At 51.6% G+C, this 21,639-nt stretch carries 18 protein-coding genes; 5 read left to right on the top strand and 13 right to left on the bottom strand.

Going from position 1 to position 21,639, the window contains the following annotated elements:
* Window positions 1–489 precede the first annotated feature (489 nt).
* Window positions 490–1,122, top strand: a complete 633-nt coding sequence (locus tag PVA01S_RS02130) for a bifunctional 4-hydroxy-2-oxoglutarate aldolase/2-dehydro-3-deoxy-phosphogluconate aldolase (protein WP_127604804.1) — start codon at window positions 490–492, stop codon at window positions 1,120–1,122.
* A 104-nt stretch (window positions 1,123–1,226) separates the two neighbouring features.
* Here PVA01S_RS02130 and PVA01S_RS02135 read toward each other — a convergent pair whose 3' ends face one another.
* On the bottom strand, window positions 1,227–5,228 hold the full coding sequence (locus PVA01S_RS02135) for an NEAT domain-containing protein (RefSeq protein ID WP_164751708.1): 4,002 nt from the start codon (window positions 5,226–5,228) through the stop codon (window positions 1,227–1,229).
* A 447-nt stretch (window positions 5,229–5,675) separates the two neighbouring features.
* On the opposite strand from PVA01S_RS02135, the gene PVA01S_RS02140 reads away from it, so the two are divergent.
* From PVA01S_RS02140 to isdG, 4 genes are read left to right on the top strand one after another with little or no spacing between them, the layout of a single operon-like run.
* Window positions 5,676–6,653 (top strand): ABC transporter substrate-binding protein, encoded by a 978-nt coding sequence (locus PVA01S_RS02140; protein WP_127604808.1) that lies wholly within the window; start codon window positions 5,676–5,678, stop codon window positions 6,651–6,653.
* Entirely contained in the window at window positions 6,650–7,654 is a 1,005-nt protein-coding gene (locus PVA01S_RS02145; RefSeq protein ID WP_127604810.1) for a FecCD family ABC transporter permease, read from the top strand. The genes PVA01S_RS02140 and PVA01S_RS02145 overlap by 4 nt, the downstream gene beginning before the upstream one ends.
* Window positions 7,654–8,427 (top strand): ABC transporter ATP-binding protein, encoded by a 774-nt coding sequence (locus PVA01S_RS02150; RefSeq protein ID WP_127605042.1) that lies wholly within the window; start codon window positions 7,654–7,656, stop codon window positions 8,425–8,427. The genes PVA01S_RS02145 and PVA01S_RS02150 overlap by 1 nt, the downstream gene beginning before the upstream one ends.
* Before the next feature lie 15 nt (window positions 8,428–8,442).
* Window positions 8,443–8,763, top strand: a complete 321-nt coding sequence (isdG, locus tag PVA01S_RS02155; RefSeq protein WP_054796403.1) for a heme oxygenase — start codon at window positions 8,443–8,445, stop codon at window positions 8,761–8,763.
* A 74-nt stretch (window positions 8,764–8,837) separates the two neighbouring features.
* Here isdG and PVA01S_RS02160 read toward each other — a convergent pair whose 3' ends face one another.
* The 12 genes from PVA01S_RS02160 to eat form a co-directional block, all read right to left on the bottom strand.
* Entirely contained in the window at window positions 8,838–9,809 is a 972-nt protein-coding gene (locus tag PVA01S_RS02160) for an ABC transporter ATP-binding protein (RefSeq protein ID WP_127604812.1), read from the bottom strand.
* Window positions 9,760–10,791, bottom strand: a complete 1,032-nt coding sequence (locus PVA01S_RS02165) for an ABC transporter ATP-binding protein (protein ID WP_127604814.1) — start codon at window positions 10,789–10,791, stop codon at window positions 9,760–9,762. The genes PVA01S_RS02160 and PVA01S_RS02165 overlap by 50 nt, the downstream gene beginning before the upstream one ends.
* A 13-nt stretch (window positions 10,792–10,804) precedes the next feature.
* Window positions 10,805–11,707, bottom strand: coding sequence for an ABC transporter permease subunit (locus PVA01S_RS02170; protein WP_127604816.1), 903 nt, complete (start codon window positions 11,705–11,707; stop codon window positions 10,805–10,807).
* Between the two features lie 12 nt (window positions 11,708–11,719).
* Window positions 11,720–12,643, bottom strand: a complete 924-nt coding sequence (gene nikB, locus PVA01S_RS02175) for a nickel ABC transporter permease (protein ID WP_127604818.1) — start codon at window positions 12,641–12,643, stop codon at window positions 11,720–11,722.
* 28 nt (window positions 12,644–12,671) lie between these two features.
* The gene (locus PVA01S_RS02180; protein WP_127604820.1) at window positions 12,672–14,264 is read right to left on the bottom strand and encodes a glutathione ABC transporter substrate-binding protein; all 1,593 of its coding nucleotides are present in this window, start codon (window positions 14,262–14,264) and stop codon (window positions 12,672–12,674) included.
* A 201-nt stretch (window positions 14,265–14,465) separates the two neighbouring features.
* On the bottom strand, window positions 14,466–15,704 hold the full coding sequence (dpaL, locus tag PVA01S_RS02185; RefSeq protein ID WP_218029623.1) for a diaminopropionate ammonia-lyase: 1,239 nt from the start codon (window positions 15,702–15,704) through the stop codon (window positions 14,466–14,468).
* 45 nt (window positions 15,705–15,749) lie between these two features.
* Window positions 15,750–16,580 (bottom strand): carbon-nitrogen hydrolase family protein, encoded by an 831-nt coding sequence (locus tag PVA01S_RS02190; protein WP_054796405.1) that lies wholly within the window; start codon window positions 16,578–16,580, stop codon window positions 15,750–15,752.
* A gap of 41 nt (window positions 16,581–16,621) precedes the next feature.
* Window positions 16,622–17,728: a C45 family autoproteolytic acyltransferase/hydrolase gene (locus PVA01S_RS02195; protein ID WP_127604822.1), complete on the bottom strand. Its 1,107-nt coding sequence runs from the start codon at window positions 17,726–17,728 to the stop codon at window positions 16,622–16,624.
* A 25-nt stretch (window positions 17,729–17,753) separates the two neighbouring features.
* Window positions 17,754–18,587, bottom strand: a complete 834-nt coding sequence (locus tag PVA01S_RS02200; RefSeq protein WP_155614600.1) for an alpha/beta hydrolase family protein — start codon at window positions 18,585–18,587, stop codon at window positions 17,754–17,756.
* 44 nt (window positions 18,588–18,631) lie between these two features.
* Window positions 18,632–19,390: a creatininase family protein gene (locus tag PVA01S_RS02205; RefSeq protein WP_218029624.1), complete on the bottom strand. Its 759-nt coding sequence runs from the start codon at window positions 19,388–19,390 to the stop codon at window positions 18,632–18,634.
* Between the two features lie 11 nt (window positions 19,391–19,401).
* Complete coding sequence (locus PVA01S_RS02210) at window positions 19,402–20,037, bottom strand: GntR family transcriptional regulator (RefSeq protein ID WP_127604824.1); 636 nt, start codon at window positions 20,035–20,037, stop codon at window positions 19,402–19,404.
* Window positions 20,038–20,238: 201 nt separating this feature from the next.
* Window positions 20,239–21,612 carry an ethanolamine permease gene (gene eat, locus PVA01S_RS02215; RefSeq protein WP_127604826.1) on the bottom strand — a complete coding sequence of 458 codons (1,374 nt, stop codon included), beginning with the start codon at window positions 21,610–21,612 and terminating at the stop codon, window positions 20,239–20,241.
* Window positions 21,613–21,639: the final 27 nt, after the last annotated feature.

The following is a 21,639-nucleotide window of genomic DNA, read 5'->3' on the forward strand; positions in this document are numbered from 1 at the left end:
CAACGCCCCCTAAAATATTTAAATGATGTTCATCGTGGATGTTTCATTTTGATATTTTCCAAAATGAACAATAATATTGAAAGCGATTTCATTGAAGACACATGTCAAGAGATTTGATATCAAGCCGTAGTTCTACATTATAGAACTCTGTTCCGACAATACCGCGGCAGTTCAGTTTTGCCCCGCCCCCTGCTTCGTTATTCCATTTGTTCTATATTATAGAACATAGTTCTGAATATTAGAAAGTCGAATGGGAGTGTGCCAAACTTTAATCATGTAAACGTTCTACATTATAGAACCACGTTCACGAATTTTGTCGATTACTTTTTTGATAGTACTATATGTTTAAAATGCTGTCAATTAAATATTTAATAGATTTTGATTTCCGGCTTCCGGCGCGGTACGCACGGTCTCACTCATGCAATCCTGGTTTGCAATACAAAAAAAACATGGCATAATACAGCTATATCCTAAGACGAGGTGTATGAGATGAATCGAGAACAAGGGCTTGCCTTGATTGAGCAAACACGTATTATCGCCATTATCCGGGGTGTTGAGGAAACGCATATGGACCGTTTGGCTGACGCCCTGTACGACGGCGGCATTAAGGCCATGGAAGTGACTTTGAATACGCCTGGCGCACTGGACATCATCCCCCGACTGCAGGATCGTGTAGGAGAGCGCATGTATATCGGTGCAGGAACGGTCATCGATCTGGACGACGCCAAGAAGGCGATTGCCGCCGGAGCTGCGTATCTGGTTACGCCGAATACGGACGAGGACGTCATCAGGTATGGCGTGGAGCAAGGTGTGCCGGTATTTCCGGGGGCCATGACACCGTCGGAGATCGTGAAAGCATGGAAAGCGGGAGCGACGGCCGTTAAAATATTCCCCGGCGCGAGCCTTGGGATCGGCTATTTGAAAGAGCTCCAGGGACCGCTGAGCCACATCCCGATGGTAGCTGTCGGGGGAGTCAACGAGGAAAATATCAGGCAGTTCCTCGATGCCGGATGTTACGGCTTTGGGATTGGCGGCTCGCTCGTCAACCTGAAGGAAATTCACAGCGGCAATTACAGCTGGGTCACCGACAAAGCGAAGCGGTTAATCGAACGAATGGGATAATAAAGGCTCCCTCAGCTAACAGGCGGAGGGAGTTTTTCAATCACGGAGATACCGGTCATCCGGCATCTCCGTCATCATGCGATTATCGGTTGTACAGTGGGATATTACTTGACATGGTTCAGCATGGCCAGAATGAGGGTGACCGCTTCCGCGCGGGTTGCGCTCTCATTCGGTGCAAAGAGGTTAGGGTTTCTTCCGCTGATCATCCCAAGCTGGAACGCCGCAGCCACGTGCGCTTGCGCCCATTGCGGAATTTGATCGGTATCCTCAAAGGTCAGCTGCGTATTCGGATCTAACGGAAGTCCCAACGCCCGGACGATCATGACCGCCAGCTCGGCACGTCTGATCGACCGGTCCGCCCGGAAGGTTCCGTCTTCATAGCCGCTGATCACATTCGCGCCCGCCACTTGCGCCAAGCTTGGTCTGACCCATTCCGGAATGCTGTCGAGATCGGCAAAGGGCAGTTCCGGAACTTTCGCAGCTTCTTCCCATTTGAGCGCCCGATTGATCATGACCGTAAACTCGGCGCGGCTCACTTGACCGTCCGGACGGAAGGAGCCGTCCTCATAGCCGTTCACGATGCCGAGACCGACGGCCCGTTCAATCAAAGCTTTCGCCCAATGGTTCTCCAGATCGTTCAGGCTTGCCTGCCCGGGCTTCGAGGCCGAAGCATCGCCGTCTTTCGGGGCATTGCCATTCTGTGCCCGGACGTACGGCTTAATGCTGTTCGCATCAAACAAGATTTCTACATGGTAATCGCCGTTATATTGATTCGGGATGGCCATTTGGATTTGCGCGTTGACCTTCGTTTTTGCGTCCTTGATTTCCAATTGGACCGTTCTTGTATTTTCTTGCTCATTCGTCCCGATAACCTCCGCGTCCACCAGAGCATCGTCCTTCTCGATCTTGAACCCGGGCATTTCTTTGCTGCGTTTCAAGGTGAAGGCTGCATAGCTTTTCCCGTCTTTCACCGTCAACTTGGCCGGATGCAGCACATACTCGTCAACTACCGATTTCTGGTCCTTCCCGCGCACGTTCATGACGAAATCCAACGCGTATTCGCCGTTTGTCAGCGCTTCTGCCAGCGGTTTAGCCTCCAGTTGAGTTGCACCTGCGCCGGCGGCAGCAGCCTTCAGGCTCGATTTGTCGAAGGTAATGTAAACGTCATAATTATGATCATAATTAAATTCAGGCCAATCAATGCTAACCCATGCTTTGGTCTTGGCCGTCAGGTCGGCTACCTTGAATTGAACGACCCTCGTGTTTGCTTTTTCATCCGTGCTCACTACGGTCGAGTCAGACAGGCTGCCGTCTTGCTCGACTTTGAAATCGGTAATCTGCTTGCTTTGCTTTAACGTAAAGGCGGCGTACATCACACCGTTCGTCACGGTTAACGTTCCGGGCGTGACAACGTAATCCTGCATGACCGACGTTTGCTCGGGTTTTTCGAACTTCACTATTCTATAATTGATGCTGTAAGTACCGTCTGCGAGCCCGTGAATGTTCGACGTAGCCGGCGGATTTGAGACTCCGCCGCCACCCGGACCTGTCCCCGGGTTTGTTCCAGTTCCCGGATTCGTGGCGACAGGCGTCACTTGGCTGAAGGCGATTTGGAACGAGCGCGTTTCCGTTCCTTCTCCCTGCTGGACTTCAAGGTTGACGATATAGGCGGCAGTCAAATCCTCGAGCTCGAATTGAACCTCCTGGGAGTCATTTACGGCTGCCAACACCTTCACCGCGCCCGGTTGTTTAGCCACCGTTTTCGGCAAAATATCTTCGGTTCCGCCACTCGCGAGCACCTTCTGTAATTTCCTGATCTGTACGCCGGATTTCGTCTTGAACGACACCACTTTCTTGCCGTTCTGCACCTTCAACTTGCCGGAATCCTCAAGGTACGTATTCGCCGGCGTTCCCGATTGATCGCCGGAGGTTACGACAATGTTAAACGTATATTCTGCGCCTTCAACAGGCTGAGTCAGCACGCTGCCCGCATCGAATTTCAAGCGAATGCTGTGCGTCATGTTATAAGGCGCGCCGTTATACGTTGTGCTGATTTGAACTGCCGCTTTCAATTCGGCCGTTAAATCGGCTATTTCGAACTGTACGACCCTTGTGTCATTCGCCGCATTGGTGCTTACAATGGTCGTATCGGTCAATACACCGTTTTGCTCCACTTGAAATTGCGGGATGACAGAGCTTTCTTTTACGGTGAAAGACACTTTCTTTTTCCCCTGCTGCACCGTTAATTTGCCCGGCTTGAGGAAGTAATTTTCCATGCTGGATAACTGTTCCTTGGTAGCATGCAGCGCCGAGAATGGAATCATGTATTCGCCGTCGGCCAAATCGTTCGGATTTGCCGGTAAAGGATTGCTTGCATGAACGGCTGCCTGGAACTTCGCCAATGCCTGCTGCAGAGCCGCCGCCGTGTTATCCACCTGCTCTTGGCTCAACGCCGGATTTTCCGCCGACTTCTTAGCCGCTTGGATGGCGGTCAGCAGTTCGCTCTTGGAGCCGGCCGGATATTGGCCTTTGTAGCTTCCCTCCACGGCTGCATGATATTTCGCTTGAGCGTCGGCAATTAAAGCATTCAGTGCCGTTTTGCTGCCGATATTAAACTTCAGGCGGATGGTATGGTCCATCTCGTACGGAGTGCCGTTCGGCATCGTAGTCGAGATGTGCACCTGAGCGTTAAGCAACGCGGTCAAGTCGGTGACTTCGAATTCAACCGTTCTAGTATTTGCCGCCGGGTCCGTGCTTACAACCTGCGTTTCAACGAAAGTTCCGTTCTTCTCTACTTTCAGGCTCGTAACGGTCGTGCTGTCTTTCACGGTAAAAGACACTTTCTTCTTATCTTGCTGTACAATCAATTTGCCCGGTTTAAGCAAATAGTTATCCATGGAAGAAGGCTGATCTTTCGTCGAGTGCAGCGCCGTAAACTGAAGAGGGTATTCGGAGGAAACGGCGCCGAATCCCAGTTCAATTTCATACTCGTGGTCGTAAATGCCTATTGGCGCAGGAAGCACCCAATACACCTTAACCCAGCCGTTCAGTCTTGCCGACAAATCGTCCACTTCGAATTGGACGACTCTTGTGTTGGTTGCCGCATCGCTGCTTAACGTGGTCGTTTCAACCAAAGCCCCGTTCTTCTCCGTCTTGAACGAGAGCGTCTCGGCACTTTGCTTCAGGGTGAACGAAACATACTTTTTCCCGTTCTGCACCTGCAGCTTCCCGCTGTTTCGATCGACATAATCATACATGACCGAAGGTTCATTCGTGCCCTTCTTGTAAATCGTAAACCCGAGCGTATACTCCCCGTCCTGCAGCGAGCCGGATCCCGGATTGCTTACAATGACCGATGCTTCAAACGCCGCCAGCGCTGCTTGCAGGGAGGCGGCCTCCTGATCCAGCTTATCCTGAGATTGCTCCTCGGTGCTGTTGGCTAAGCTCTTGGCTTTATTAATCGCCGTCTTCAGCGTATTTTTCGAACCATACGGATACTGCCCGTCCAAAGTCCCTTCAACAGCCGAATCATGCACATTCTGAGCGACGGTTACTAATGCCTTTAGCGGTTCTTTATCGCCGGCGGGCAATACGCTTACCGTAGTCGAGGCATCGTTCAGCTCCAGCTTGTTTCCTTGTCCGTTTGTAATGGAGATATCGCTCACTGAAACAGAAGCGGCCTGCGTAAGTGTTTTAGGCTTAAACAGAAACACAGCGAAATTTCTCGCGCCCTGATTAAAAGCGAGACCGGCCTTGCCTTCTTTAAGGCTGGTGTAAACTTTAATCTTGCCCGGTGACAGCTCCGTCAGCACAGGCTCATTGAAGGTATTGTACGGAGCCAAGACCTGTGTTAATTCCAATTGACCGGGATCAAAAGTTACCGTAGCTTCATGCTCGTATACTTGCTGATAGACGGTGTCTGTCACACCGCTGATGTTAATCGTCGCTCTAAAGGAATTCCCCAAGTAGACGGTTTGAGCAACGGTGTTGGTGTTTAATTTCGCTTCAGGACCTGCTTCTGCTCCGGCTACCGGAATTTGCAGAGCAGCCAGCAGCACGAACAGCATGAGCAGAATTGAAATATTTTTCTTGAGTAGCCTGTTCAAAGTCATTACTCTCCTTGTTCACAATGAAGTATGGGAATGTCTCACGTCATGCTTTGCGATTCCAGATAAAATTCAGATAATGATTATCATTCTTAATAAAAAAGCTAAAAAAAAATAACCCTTGTTTATCTTCCAACTAAAACGCCGCTAAATAAGCCATATTGTTCCGGCTTCCCTCCGATAAACAAAAATTTACCAACTGTGTCCCGCCTACGAGATGATCTTATATTAGCCGCTTTCATTTTGTCAATCACTTTATGGCCATCTATTTCCTGTATAAACTTTAAAAATTACAGGCAAATTCAGCACGGTCGGGTCTGATAATTGCCAGAATAAGTTTTTAATTGGATAAAAATTTCTAAATAATAGTTGACAATGATAATCATTTTCAACTATCTTTTTATTATACTGTGTATTCCCCCTACATCGTCAGACAGGAGGCCTTTCATGAAATTTAAATGGGTTGCCTTTATGGCACTTTCTCTCTCGGTAATTATAGGCTGCGGGCAAACCGCAACCCCCGATTCCGCCCGGCCTGTAACGGGGGCAAACGCGGCCTCCGAAACCGCTCCCAAATCTGCTGCCGTATCCGTCCAGGATTTTGCAGGCCGTACGGTAAGCTTTCAGGCTGTCCCCCAACAAATTGTCGCGCTAAGCAGCGGAGAGATGGATATTGTATACGCACTTGGCGGCCAGCTGGTCGGCAGACCGACCACTTCGGCGCCTCTTGCAGTAAAGGAAGCCGAGAAGGTCCAACAAATCGGGACGACGCACGGCATCGATTTGGAAAAAATCGCATTAGTCAGCCCTGATCTTGTCCTTGGCAATCATCCGATGAACACGAAGGATATTCCGAGTATTGAAAGTATCGGAGCGAAGATGGTGCTCACTTCGGCCAATTCGGTCGAGGACATCAAAAAACAAATAGCGCTGATCGGCCAATTGCTGCAAAAGGACGATAAAGCCCGGGAGCTGATTGGGAGCATCGATAAGAAGCTGACGGAGCTCCAGCATAATCGCGCTGCCGAAAAACCGAGAGTTCTCCTCGTGTATGGAGCTCCGGGGACGTATATGGCCGCCTTGAACAATTCGTTGAGCGGCGACATGCTCGTCATGGCGGGAGGAGAAAACATTGCCGCCGACTACCCGAAGCTGGAGAACTATCCGCAATACGCCCAATTAAACACGGAAAAAATCATACAGTCCGATCCGCAGCTCATCCTGCTGATGAGCCACGGAAACCCGGAGACCGTGAAGGAAGGATTCGTGAAAGAAATGCAGCAGAACGCGGCTTGGACCAGCTTGGACGCCGTGAAGCAAAACCGCATCGAAGTGCTGCCGTCCGATCTGTTCGGCACAAATCCCGGCACGAGAGTCATTGAAGCGCTCGATTTGCTGCAAAAGCTGCTTCAATCCGCGAAATGACGGTCATGAAGGCAGATCGACGCAACATGCGAAGAAAAGGGCTCGTCATACTGGCCCCTCTTCTGCTGCTTCTGGCTACTTTTTATGGCCTGTCCTACGGATCAGTCCCGATATCGCTCCAGGAAATTTGGGCGGTCTTCACAACCGACAGCCAACCTTTGCACGAAAAAATCATCTATAACCTAAGATTCCCCAGGGTTCTGATCGGATTGTTGGTCGGCGCCTGTCTAGCCGCTTCCGGCGCTCTGCTTCAAGGCGTGATGAAAAACCCGTTGGCCGATCCGGGCGTTATCGGAGTGTCAGCCGGCGGGGGTCTCGCGGCCATTATTTCAATGATCGTTTTTCCGCAATACAGCTATCTGCTACCGGCGGTGGCATTTCTCGGTTCTCTGGCAACATCCATCGTCATCTACCTGCTGGCTTGGGATAAGGGGGCGTCCCCGCTTAAAATCGTTTTGGCGGGAGTCGCCATCAATGCTCTGCTAGGCGCCGGAACCAACGGATTCATGGTCGTCTTCAGCGATCGCGTGCAGGCCGTCTTGCCTTGGCTTGCCGGCGGGCTCAGCGGAAAAAGCTGGCATCATCTTTCCTTCATGGCCCCTTACGCTATTGCTGGCCTTGCCGCATGCGTATTTGCGATAAAACCGTCCAATCTCATGCTATTAGGAGACGATTCGGCTCAATTGCTGGGCCAACGGGTTGAGGCGCAGCGGCTTTTTATTATTTTATTGTCGTCCTTATTGGCCGGTACGGCCGTCAGCGTCGGGGGGTTAATCGGCTTTGTCGGATTAGTCGTTCCGCACGCGATCCGTATTCTTGTCGGGGACGACTACCGTTACTTGCTTCCGCTTTCCGTCATCGGGGGAGCGAGTCTTGTCGTGCTCGCCGATACGATCGCCCGCTCGTGGTTTGATCCGATCGAGCTTCCCGTCGGCATTCTGCTGGCCGCCTTAGGCGCACCGTTCTTTCTATACTTGCTGAAGAAACGGAGAATCGCATGATGACAGCTATCCAAACCGAGCATCTTCACTATCAATCCGGCGCTTTTCAGCTGCGTGACATTACGGTTTCGTTTCCGCGAGAGCAAATGACGGCGATCGTCGGTCCGAACGGATCGGGCAAATCCACGCTGCTGAAAGTGATTACCCGGCTGCTTCATGCCGATCAAGGAGAACTGTATGTAGACAACAGGAAGGCTGCGGAATTCACAACGATCCAATATGCCAGAACGTTATCCATGCTGACTCAATCCAGGCATTCACTGCCCGATTTGACCGTCCGGGAGCTGGTCTCCTACGGCCGCTCCCCGTACAAGCGGATCTTCGACCGGATGACATCCAACGATGAACATATTGTAGATTGGGCGATGGATGTTACCGGCACCCGGAGATACGAGCAGCGGATGTTCCATACTTTATCGGGAGGTGAACAGCAAAAAGCGCGCATTGCCATGGCTTTAGCGCAAAAAACGAACATCGTTCTGCTAGATGAACCCACCACGTTTCTCGATATTGCGCATCAGTTGGATGTCATGGAAATGCTGCGGAAGATTCATCAGGAGCATAAGCTCACCATCGTCATGGTGCTGCACGATCTTCAGCAGGCGGTCCATTACTGCCATTATTTGATCGCCATGAAGAATGGCCGGATCCAGACAACAGGTAAGCCTAAGGACGTACTCAGTCCGGAATTTTTGAAGGATGTTTATCAAATCGAAGCAAAGGTCAAATTCGAAGATGAATATCCGATTATTATCCCCATTCGAAAACAATAAAAAGGAGCGGTACACATGGTCATCGTGACGAACAAATCGCAAATCACCAAAGGAAACGCGCATAAGTTAATCGAACGGTTCGATAAGGTAGGCAAAGTGGAATACATGGATGGCTTTCTGGGTCTGGAGGTGCTGCTGACCGAGAATACGCCCGAATACGATGAGGTCACTGTAAGCACACGTTGGAATCAGAAGGAGGATTTTCAGGCCTGGACGCGAAGCGAAGCGTTCCGGGAAGCCCATTCCCATCGTGGAGGCATGCCGGAATATATTATTTCCAATCAGATCTCGTTCTACGACGTAAAGATCGTCAGAGAGCCTATCAAGGCAAGTTAATGATCCGTGAACCGGCCTCATGTCTCAAGTCACGAGACGAGAGGCCGGTTTAGTCCGTTGAATGAAGCATGGGCTTACGGGTACAAGTGGCAGGCGGCCTGATGCTCGTGCCCTAGCGGGAGCATGCCCGGCCTTTCGGTTCTGCACACGTCCATGACCTTCGGGCAGCGGGGGGCAAACACGCATCCTTTCGGCGGATTCGCCGGGGAAGGCACGTCTCCCTGCAAAATGATCCTTTCCCGCTTCCTTTGCGGATTCGCTGACGGAACCGCGGACAGCAAAGCCTGCGTGTACGGGTGGCGCGGATTTTTAAACAAATCGTCCGTTTTGCCGAGCTCGACCATGCGTCCCAAGTACATCACCCCTACCCGATCGCTGAGATGGCGAACGACCGAGAGATCGTGGGAAATAAATATATAGGTCAGATGAAGGGCTTTCTGCAAATCCTGCATCAGGTTCAAAACCTGGGACTGCACGGAAACGTCGAGAGCGGATACCGGCTCGTCGGCTACGATCAGCTCGGGCTTTAAACTGAGGGCGCGGGCAATGCAGATGCGCTGCCTTTGCCCACCGCTGAACTCATGGGGATAGCGGCTTGCATGGGAGGCGTTCAGCCCGACCAATTCCAGAATCTCCGCTACTTTCTGCTCCTTTTCCCTGGCATGGATCAAATGATGAACGAGAAGCGGCTCGCTGATCAGATCGCCTACCGTCATCCGCGGATTCAGCGAAGCGTACGGGTCCTGAAAGACCATTTGGATATCTCTTCGCAGCTTTCTCATACGTTCTCCGCTCAATCCCGTAATCTCGGTGTTGTTATAATAAATTTGGCCCTCCGTCGCCTCCAGCAGCTTGAGAATCAAACGCCCCGTTGTCGATTTTCCGCAGCCGGACTCCCCGACAATACCCAGCGTTTCCCCTTTGCGCACGGAGAAAGACACATCATCCACCGCTTTAACATACCCCGTCACTCTATTCAGCAGCCCGCCCCGAATTTCAAAGTACTTTTTCAGGTTCTTGACTTCCAACAACGCAGTTTGACTCATTACAGGCACCTCCTCCGTCATACAGCCAGCAGCGGCAGCTGTGTCCATCCTTCATCTGTATCAATTCCGGATTATGCGTGAAGCATTGCTCCATCGCATGCTTGCACCTTGGCGCAAACCGGCACCCTTGAGGCATATTCGCAAGCGCAGGCACTTGACCTGGAATTGAATTCAGCCGTTCGAGCTTGCGATCCAGCTGCGGAATCGATTCGAGGAGGCCTATCGTATACGGATGCTTCGGCTCCTGGAATAAGCTGCCTACATCGGCTTCCTCCACCACCTGGCCGGCATACATCACGAGCACACGGTCGCACATTTCCGCGACAACCCCAAGATCATGCGTGATAAGCAAAATCGATGTCCCGGTTTGTTCCCTCATCTGTCGCATCAAATCAAGTATTTGCGCTTGTATCGTGACATCCAGCGCCGTCGTAGGCTCATCCGCAATTAACAGCTTGGGCTGGCAGGCAAGCGCCATCGCGATCATCACCCGCTGTCGCATCCCGCCCGATAATTGGTACGGATAGGACTTCGCAATCGCTTCAGGGCGAGGAATGCCCACCTTCCCTAATATTTCCACCGTTAACGCCCGCGCCTCCCGTTTGCTTACGTCACGATGCAGCAGAATCACTTCGTCGATCTGCTTGCCGATCGTAAAGATCGGGTTTAACGATGTCATCGGCTCTTGAAAGATGATGGAGATCTCGTTCCCTCGCAGATCCCTCATCTGACGATCGGTCAGCTCTAAAATTTCGGAATCTTCGAAACGGATATTCCCTTCAATCCTGCAAGCCGGTTGACCGGGCAGCAAACGCATAATCGACATGGAGGTCACCGATTTCCCGCACCCGGACTCGCCCACCAGTCCGACGGTTTCGCCTTCCTTCACGGAAAACGAAACACCCGAGACCGCCGTAACCTGTGCATCCCGGGAACGAAACCGGATTTGTAAATTGTCCACTTCCAGCAGCTTTTTAGCCATCCTGACCGCCTCCTTATTCCGTAATCTTTCGGTCCAGCGCATCCCGCACCGAATCGCCGAGCACATTGAACGCCAGACAGGTGACGAGAATAGCCAGCCCCGGGAAGATCGCGACGTGAGGTGCCGATGTCATACTCCCGCGTCCGGAGCTGAGCATCGCGCCCCATTCGGGGGTCGGCGGCTGCGCCCCCATACCGAGAAAGGACAACGAGGCCGCAATCAGAATCGCCGAGCCGATACGCATGGTCAAGTAAACCAGGACGACGGACAGCGTACCCGGAAAAATATGCTTCCATATAATCGCGCTGTCTTTAACACCAATCGCCCGCGCCGCTTCGATATACGTCATGCTTTTGAGAGACAGCGTATTGCCCCGAACAATGCGGATAAAGATCGGAACGGTGAAAATAGCTACGGCCACGACAACATTGGCAAGTCCCGGTCCCAAAATCGCAATAATGGCGATGGCCAGCAGAATCCCCGGAAAAGCAAACAGCACGTCGCAAACGCGCATAACCATGGAGTCGTATCTGCCTCCGTAATACCCGGCGGTAAGACCAAAAAATGTTCCTATTGAAGCACCGAAGAGAACCGACAGCAATCCCACCGATAAGGAAATGCGCGTTCCGGATACGATCCGGCTGAATATATCCCGGCCGAATTCGTCGGTACCGGCCCAATGCTTCAAGGATGGCGCTTCCAAAACTGCGTTGTAGTCGGGAGCTGCGGGATCGTAGCTGACGAGCTGAGGCCCGATCAGCGAGATGACGAACAACAGGAGTACAATCAGAAGAGCGGCCACCCCGATCTTCTGTCTTTGGAAATTGCGGACAAACCGGCGAAAGGGGGACTCCGCAGGGGCTGCCTTTTGCGTTAACGTGTCGGTTATACCGGTAGATGCAGCAGTCTTCGACATAGTCTCTCCCTCCTATCGAACGAGTCGAATTTGCGGGTTCAAAGTGGCATAAATAATATCGACGAACAAATTAATGAGCATAAACTCCAAGGCAAAAAGCAGCAGCTCCGCCTGGATGACGGGGTAATCGCGGAAATTGACGGCATCGATCAACAGCCGCCCCATCCCCGGCCAGGAGAACACCGCTTCGACGACCACGGAACCGCCAAGCAAAAAACCGAACTGAAGTCCGGTCATCGTGACAACCGGAATCAGTCCATTGCGCAGCGCGTGCGACCAGACGACCACAGCTTCTCTCGCCCCTTTGGCCCTCGCCGTCCTGACGTAATCCTCCCTCAAGCTTTCAAGCAGACTTGTGCGGGTGAATCGTGCAATGACGGCTGCGACCCCGGAGCCCAGCGTGATGGCCGGCAAAATCACATGCTGGAACGATCCGCTTCCTCCTGAAGGCAGCCAGCCGAGCTGAACGGCGAAAAGCTCGACAAGCAAAATCCCCAGCCAAAACGAAGGCATCGAGATTCCCGTGATCGCCGCTATCATCGCTAACCGATCCTGCCATTTGCCCCTGTGTGTGGCTGCGATGACCCCAAACAACAATCCAGCGCATATCGCCCACACCATGCTGTACATGGTCAGCTCGAGCGTTGCCGAGAAACGTTCGACAATCATGGTGTGGACGGGCTCTTGCGTCCGAAAGGAAACGCCGAAGTTTCCTTGTAAAGCGTTGATAAAGAAGTTAGCGAATTGTACGTAAAGCGGCTGATCCAGACCGAGCTTCGCGCGGGTGTTCTCCACATCCTGCACCGATGCGTCCGGACCCGCAACAATGCGGGCCGGATCACCGGGAATGAGATGAATGAAGAAAAAGATGACGATCGAGACGATCAGCAGGATCGGAAGCATCGCAGCCAAACGTCTGCATATATAGATAAGCATGACCACTCCTCCTCATTCGGCATCTGCACTATTTGAATTCAACACGCTTCAAATCAAGCGAGCCGTCAGGAAGGACAAAGGCATTATTCAAGTTGCTTCTTTTACCTGAAATAATGTCGGTCACGTAGAGGAAACCCCATGGAGCTTCTTCTACAACTAACTTTTGCACATTCGCGTACGCTTCAAGACGTTCTTTGTCGGTCGTTAAGCGCAGCCCGTTTTCGATTAATTTTTCCGCCTCTTCGTTCACATAAAATCCCGTATTGTAGCCGGCCGGCGGGAACTGGGCCTTGGTCAGCAGCGGACGGATACCCCAATCGGCTTCGCCTGTGGACAGAGACCAGCTGCCCATGTACGTCTGCATTTTGCTCTCTTCCGGCTTCACGTACAACTGGTTGAGCAAGGTGCCCTTCTCCATCTGCTGAATGTTGACTTTTACCCCGACTTCTTTCCATTGCTGTTGAATAAATTCCGCGGCTTTCACCGTTTCGCTGGCATTCACAACCCATAAGGTTGTCTCAAATCCGTTAGGAAAACCGGCTTCGCTCAGAAGACTCTTTGCTTTCTCGCGATTGTAATCGTACATTTGCTGTTTCTGGAAGCCCCATACATTCGGCGCGATGATGGATTCCGCCGGTGTCCCAAACCCTTTGTACACCACTTTGATCAGCGTATTTTTATCAATCGCATAGTTCAAGGCTTGACGCACCTTTTTATTGTCGAACGGTTTCTTCGTCATATTAAACACGACATAGAACTCAAGTATGGAAGGCGCTTTGTTCACGACAATATTGTTGTCGTTCTTCACGCTGTCCACTTGGTCGGCAGACAACGGATAAACGAATTGAACTTCGCCGGTTTTCAGCATGGACGTACGGGACGAAGCTTCGGTTACCGGCTTGAACACAATTTTATCCACTTTCGCGGTGTTCGCTTTATCCCAGTATCCGTCGAATTTCTTGATCGTCACATGATCGGCGTCCTTCCATTCGACGAATTGGTAAGGGCCTGTGCCTACGGGCTTGCGCTGCACTTCCTTGTTATTCTCCTTAATCGATTTCGGAGAAATCATCATCGAGGCGGGATGGGCGAACGTTTGGGTAATAGCCGCGAACGGCTGATTCAGAACGAATTTGACCGTGTAAGGATCGATCACTTCCACTTTCTCCACGACCTGGAACAGCGAGGCGCGTTTCAGCTTGTTATCCGGATTTTTAATCCGGTCCAGGTTGGCTTTGACCGCTTCCGCGTTGAACTCTTCCCCGTCGTGAAACTTAACGCCTTTTCTTAATTTAAAGGTTGCCGATTTGGCATCGCTGCCCAGTTCCGGTAAAGACTCTGCGAGGACCGGCACAACCTTCATATCTTTATCGAAGCCTAGAAGTCCTTCGTACATGGATTTCATAATCGAGTGCGACAAGGTATCCTGAGCGTCATGCGGATCCATGGTCGTCGGATTGGCCGCCTGTGCGACAACAAGCTCGGTAGGCTTACTGGCGGCTGCTTTGCTGTCGGCGCCCGCATCCTTCTGCGTCTGAGCCGGCTTCGAACAGCCTGCCCCCACAAGGCTAACGACCAGCATGCAAGTTAAAACAACGATCCAGCCCTTTTTTGCTTGCATAAGTGTACACGCTCCTTTTTAATAATACCGCCTAATCTTTCGCTTGCAGCATTCCCTGAACGGCAGAACGTGCCGCTATACTTGCCTCGCCTTCCTGTAAGGCCGGAGGTAAAACAAAGGCGCCTTCCAGCCTTTGTCTTTATCCGGCTCGCACAGGCCGGTTACCGGCACGGCCTGAGACGGATCTGCCGTCATCCTCCGCTACCGCTGCGGCATCGGATACTTGCCGTCCCATACAATCTGCCTGTACAGAACCGGATCCGTATCCCCTTCCGTATTGATGAACAGCACGACCGAGTCCTGATCCAGCTTCAGCTTGCTTCGGATCCCGCTAAATTCCGGTTCCGACATCAGCAAGGATAATAAACCTATACCGACCGCTCCGCTTTCCCCGCTGATCACGCGTTGATCGCCCTCCAGCGGACTGGCCAACATCCGCATGCCGCGGGCGGCCACATAATCCGGGCAGCTGACATAGGCGTCCGCGAAGTCCCGCAGTATGCTCCACGCTATCGGATTCGGCTCTCCGCAGGCCAAGCCCGCCATGATCGTCTCCAAGCTGCCGTACACCTGGTGAGGCTCCCTGTCCCCGACCGACGCGGAGTGGAAGATGCAAGCGGCGTTGTCCGGCTCTACGATGAGGGTCACCGGATGTTTCCCTTCGTATAAATTAGCCCAGTAACCAAGCAGCGCCCCGGCCATTCCGCCTACGCCCGCTTGCAGAACGATATGAGTCGGTTCAGGCATTTCCATATGGCGGATCTGCTCCCCGACCTCCCCGAGTATCGTCGTATACCCCTGCATAATCCATTGGGGGATGCGAGTATACCCGTCCCAGGCGGTATCCTGAACGATTTCCCAACCGTTCTCCGCAGCCTTCTCCTTGGCCAATTGCACCGTATCGTCGTAGTTGAATTCGGTCACAATGGCTTGAGCGCCCGTCTCCCGGATGGCTTCCACTCTTCTGGCGGCCGATCCCTTCGGCAAATAGACGACCGCCTTTTGCCCGAATTGCCGGGCCACCCAAGCTACGGCGCGTCCGTGGTTTCCGTCGGTAGCCGTCGTAAAGGTAAGATCCCCGAGCTTATGCCTGACTTCCGCCGATTTCAAATAGTCGAACGTCGTGTCTTCGATGAAAATCCCTAATTTCCCGCAAATGACGTTTCCGAGCGCATAGGTGACGCCTAAACCCTTGAAAGCGTTCAACCCGAGCCGGTAAGACTCGTCTTTCACCGCAATGCCGGCAACTCCCACAGCTTCGGCCAAGCGGTTTAAAGCGATTAGCGGGGTAACGGCGTAACCGCTCATTGATTTTTGGAAATTAAGCGCTTTCACGCTTTCGTTAACGGAAAGCCAAAGTGGAAGCTCGTTCGCATCCGGATTTCTGGCATCGTTACAAATAAACTTTATCCCTGATGGCTTGACAAGTTCATGCCGCAATCGGTTTCGCCTCCCGCACCCTGTTATCCTGAATTTTCCCGCAAACTAAGAAAGATGCAGCGAATACACTTCGGGCCGGCGGTTTTTCAAGGAAGGAACCTGCTTGCGGATTTGCTGGACGTAATCGAGGTCGATTTCCGCTACCGTCACCATCTCCGCGTCGGCCGCCGTTGCAATAACCGTCCCCCACGGATCGACGATCATGGAGCGGCCGTAGCTTTGGTACGACGGCTTTTTACCGATTTGTCCGGGGGCGATGACATAGGCCTGGTTCTCAATAGCACGGGCGCGCAGCAAGGTCTCCCAATGATCGCGGCCGGTATACAGCGTAAATTCCGCAGGCAGCATCAGGATTTCCGCACCTTTCAACGACTGCAGACGGAAAAGCTCCGGGAACCGGATATCGTAGCAGATCGCAAGGCCGATCTTGGCGAAGTCCGTATCGCAGACCACGACCTCTCTGCCGAAATCTTTGGTTTGCGATTCCAGATAGGAAGGTCCGCTCTCAATCTCGACGTCGAACAAATGGATTTTGCGGTATTTTCCTACCAATTCCCCCTGCGGATTGAACAGTACCGTCGCATTATAGAATTTGACTTCGCCCCTTACCTTCTCCAACATGCTTCCGCCATGGAGCCAGATGTTCAGTTCCTTGGACAGCCTGCTCAAAAACTGTACCGTCTCGCCGTCCGGAATATATTCCGCGTTGGCTTCTTCCTGCTCTTCCGTTCCGACAAAATTGAAATATTCCGGCAGGGCGACATATTGCGCTCCCTGTCCCGCCGCTTCGCGAATGAGCCGTTCGGCCTTCTGAAGGTTGGATGCCTTATCGTGCTGGCTGTCCATTTGTACCGTCGCAACTTTAATTTTTCTCATGGTAAGCTTCCTTTCCGAAATGAAGTAATAAGTGCCGTTGTTTAATTTGAGAACGCATACATTTTGTAGTTGTATTGATGCGGGGGACCGACGGCGATCCATAATCTGCCTTCGTCCGGTTCGGCAATGACCGATGCGACGGTCATGTTATCCGTACCGTCATCTTCCGGCATCGCGCTCAGCGTATGCGGGTAGGTTTGACGATCGCGCAAAATATCCTGCATGACGTCCGCGTTGAGCTCCCCTTTTCTGCCGACCAGCAGCTCTTTCATCCGGGATTGGCGAATGCGCGAGTTGACCAGCTGGTGTCCGCTCAATCGCTCTTCCTTCTGCAAATCGCTCCCAATAAAATGGTTGGAATGAACCAGAATTCCATCGTCCGGCAACAGTAACGCATCCGTAGTCGGAATCGTCTCCAGGTCCGCCGCATGACCGAATCGATCCATCATGATCAGATTTCTCGACGACGCCCGATGCAGGCTGCGCACGGCTTGGATCGCTTCCTCGACCGTCGAGGAGCAGGTCAGCGCATAGCGTGACAGCATGTAACGCGGAAATCCGAAGCGCCATCCGTCGCAAGTGAGGAAGTTGGCAAATACCCCGAGGCCCAAGTTGTTAATCCCGATATACGAAACTTGACCGGCCGGTGCAAACATTAAGCAAGCGGGCTGGTCATCCGGCACAAATTCGACCACCACGCCAATTTCGGAATAAAAATGCGGAAGGTCTGCATTTTGCCCGATCAAGGGGATGCCGTTGGATGTAGCCTGAGATGAGACGGCGAAGGTCGTGCATTCATTGTTGGGTTGAAAATTGCGGTAGATCTCGGCCCGCAGCTGCAGCAAATAGGCTTCAGCCAGCGTAATATTCGCGCCTTCGGCAATCCCCTGTATCTCTTCATCAAAATACGGCGCATAACGCTGCACATAAGTCCGATAATGCATAACCGCTTCCATTAAGGCTTCCTGGGTCGGAACTTCAACCCACGTTTTTAACCTTTCCTGTGCCAATTCGAGGTGGCGTTCGATCAGACCGGCACATGCCTCGCCGTATTGCTGACCGATCTGCCGGTGGCTGCCCCGAAAGCAATAGTAGGGAAAAGTCCTGGACGATCTGGCCCCGGATGATTCCTGGTCAGGCGAAACCATACGTTGTTCCTCCTTCAATTTTTCGTCAGCGCGAATGGTGGGTCAAAATGTTTGAAAAAAAACGTTTTACGGGAGACAGCAGTTTAAACCCTTCATGACGAACTCCGGGGACTTCATCGTATTGAACCGATAATCCTTCCCGCTCGTAATTGTCCCGCAAAGCTCTGATGCGTTCCAGACGGGTTAAGCCGGCGGCATCGATCCCATCCATCCAGAGCGGCTCATCCTTGTTATTAATTTCCCAGGTTTCGACATCTTCGCTGCCAATAATTAATTGAACCGGTACGTTCCGCATATCTTCAAGCTGTACGGGAACGCCATAGTACTGCTCGAAATTGCCGGTACCTACATGCCAAGGTCTGGATGTATCCAAGTAGGTGATGTACCCGGGAGCGCCGATAGACACACCCAGCAAACGGTTTGCATGAAGATAAAAGAATCGATGGGCGAACTGGCCGCCTCCGGAAAAGCCGTGAAGCAGGAAGCGGTCGGCGTTGATCCCGTATTTACCCGCTACTTCATCGACCATAGACAGCAAAGCAAGATCAAAACGGATGCCCGCAAAATGCACGTACTTGTAGGAATCCAGCTCCCCCGGCTCGGTAATTCCGGCGGGAAACAAGGGAGCGAGAATGATCGTATTCGTTTCTTCCGCAAAATCTGCGAATAAATCTCTGTAATGTTGAGCGGTTCGGCCCGTACCGTGAACGATTACGGCTAGACGGTATGCGGCATGATGGGGTTGGCCGTAATTTGCAGGAATGTAGGTGCAGTAAGAGAATCTCTTGTCATACTGGCAGGCATGCATCGTCGACGCGCCGTAGTCATAGTGCGAAAGCTTTCTCGGAGAGTGGTTCAAGCTATCTACCTCCTGAAGTCCCGTGTCGGGAATTCGTGATGAGATTAACGAATGACTGCGGCTTCAGCCGGATACCAGCTTTCTTGAAGGAACTGGACAATGCGGTCCACGGAACGGTTGACGAGCGCCTCGCCCTTCTCTTTCGTTCCTATGGTAGCGTTTCCAATAGTGCCCGAATTCGTAAAGGCCGAGAATGGAGGGTATGTAATGACGTCGGGAAAAAAGTCGTTAAACTTTGGAGGTTCGTTTACCCACTGGCTCACATCGACCAGATCGGGATATAAATGCATCATAACCGACGTTCCCGCTTCGCTGGCGTGAGCGTGTGCCAGCTCGCCGGATTCGATAATGCCGTCGCAGTGCGCCTTAATAAATCTCCAATAGTCGATTTGTGCACAGCGGATGCCGGGCGTTCGCTGAAATTCAAATGCGATTTGATTAATAATAGGCACATTGCCCAAATGCGTGTTGACAAACAAGAAATCTTTAAAGCCCCATTTCTCAAGGCTGCGCAATGTATCCCATAAATATTGCTTGAAGCTTTCCGAGCTGATCGTTATCGTGCCCGGAAAGTCTTCCAGTTCGGAAGACTCCCCTGCTTCCAGCACTGGTCCGATCATCGCATTTACCCGCTCGGCAACGAGACCGGCAATTTTGTTCGCGACTAACGTATCCGTTCCAAGCGGTAAATGCGGTCCGTATACTTCAAACGCCCCTGAAGGAATGATGACCAGATCGGTCGTTTTTTTCCGCTCGACAAACGTTTTCCAGCTCATCTCTTTCATATAATTGACCTGTTTCATTAGGTTCCTCCTCATGAAATGAACGTAATTTTCCCGTTTTGCAAATGCGCCTCAAGCTCGGCAACAGCAAGCTCGCTGTCTTTGGCTTTAATCGCTTCGACAATCCGGATATGCTCTTCGATCAAACGCGTGATCGATTCCGGATAGGCCCTGCGCCAACGGTTAACGTCAAAATACAGTCTTTCGCGAATGCTGCCCATCATTTGCATAAACAAACTGTTATTTCCGATTTCCAGTAAATATTGATGGAAATCCACGTCTTGCCGAATAAACGAAGCAACGTCTTTCTCTTCATTGCTCCGTTTCTGTTGTTCGATAATTTGCTCGAGATGCGAGATTTCATCTGAAGTGATCGAATGTATCGTTTTGCGCAGCGAATAGATCTCGATGGCACTTCGCATATCAAACAGATCGTTGGTTTCTTTCACGGACATCTCTTGGATAACAATCCCCTGATTCGAAATGATCTTAACCAAGCCTTCGTGCTGAAGCTTGTGCAGCGCCTCGCGAATCGGCGTTCGGCTCATTTGCAGTTCTTCGACCAGTTGATTCTCAGAGGTGGAGTTGCTGTCCAGGAAATCTCCCCTCATAATTTTTTCTTTAATTTTTATATAGGCAGTATCCTTAAGCAAAACTCGTTTTTTCATAATCAACCACACCCTCGATTACATACGACTTGTATACAATGGCAGTATAAGCCGTTATGATGCATGAGTCAAGACCTCCTTTGTCGAATGGTTCTGATCTTGTTACATGGTGTGCTTTTTTGTGCAGCATGGTTTGCGATTTTCATATACAAGTTGTATACAACCACATTATATTCGCTCCATGTTCCGTTCGTCAATCCCTTATTTCACGGAAGCGTTCTCCCCCACCAGCAGCTTATTCGACAGCAGCCCCCTATGTTTACGCGCTCTCCACCCGTAGTAGATAAAGGCGACTGCAAACATGACCAGCAGCACGGCCCAGAGCGGGATATCCGATCCGAACATCGGCAGCGACAGCTTCATCACACTGTAACGGATAACGCAAAACAAAAACACGAGCCCCAGCAGTAAGGCGATCCCGGGTACAAAAGGAAACGACACTTTGTAAGGACGGTCCAAATGCGGATGCTTCCTGCGCAAAATAAACAGCGAAATCATACATAAGCAATACATCAAAACAGCGCCGAATACAGATAAAATAATTAAGGCATCGGAATAGGTAGCCGAGGCTGCGCAGACGATTCCAATCACCCCGGGGATGATTAAGGCCCATACCGGCACGCCGTTACCATTTAATCGGGTCATGAAGGCCGGAAAATAACCCGCTCTCGCCAGCGCATAGGTTTGCCGGGAATACCCTATGATGATGCCGTTTAAGCTGGCAACCAAGCCTAACAGGCCAATGATAGCAACTACTTTGACAACGAGCGCGCCTTCCCCGTAAACCCCGGAGAGCGCTTGGGGCAGCGGATGATCGGCCGGGTTTCCAATCCCCCCGCCTAATCCTGCGGTTACGATCAGCGTAAGAATCGTTGCGACCGCTAACGTTAATATGCTCGATATTAATCCCTTCGGAATGTTTTTTTGCGGATTTTGCATTTCCTCCGATGCCATGGCTCCCCCTTCAACGGCAAGAAAAAACCATATGGCAAAGGGAATCGCCGCCATAATGCCGGTTCCTCCGCCGATAAAAGAGCTTTCGTTAAAAAGGTTCGCCGTTTCCACATGCGGAATGCCGGCCGCGTAGAACACGGCGAGTCCTATCAGAGCGGCAATGGTCGCTACAAGCTCGATCACAGCTACACCTTTAATGTCTTGCAAATTAATAACAATGAAAAGAATAAAGATGCCTATCGTGGCGTACATCGGATTGACGGCCGGAATAAGAAAATGAAGATACGCACCTGTCGATACGGCAATCGCCGGCGGCGCAAAGACGAAATCCAGCAAACAGGCAATGCCGGTTATATAGCCGCCTAACGGGCCCATAGCTTGACGGGCATAGGCCGAAGGGCCTCCGGCATCCGGAATCGAGGTAGCCAATTCGGAATAGCTTAGCGTGAAACAAGTAAAGAACACGGTTACGAGGAGCGAGGCGATCACTAAGCCCATAATCCCTCCTTCCTTGAAGCCGTAGTTCCAACCGAAATATTGCCCGGCGATGACCATCCCAACCGTAATCGCCCACAAATGAATCGGCTTCAACGTTTTTGCCAATTGCTTACTGGATTGCAAGTTAGGTTCCCACTCCTTCTGCTGCAG

This window comes from Paenibacillus validus NBRC 15382, assembly GCF_004000985.1.
Taxonomy (GTDB): domain Bacteria; phylum Bacillota; class Bacilli; order Paenibacillales; family NBRC-103111; genus Paenibacillus_G; species Paenibacillus_G validus.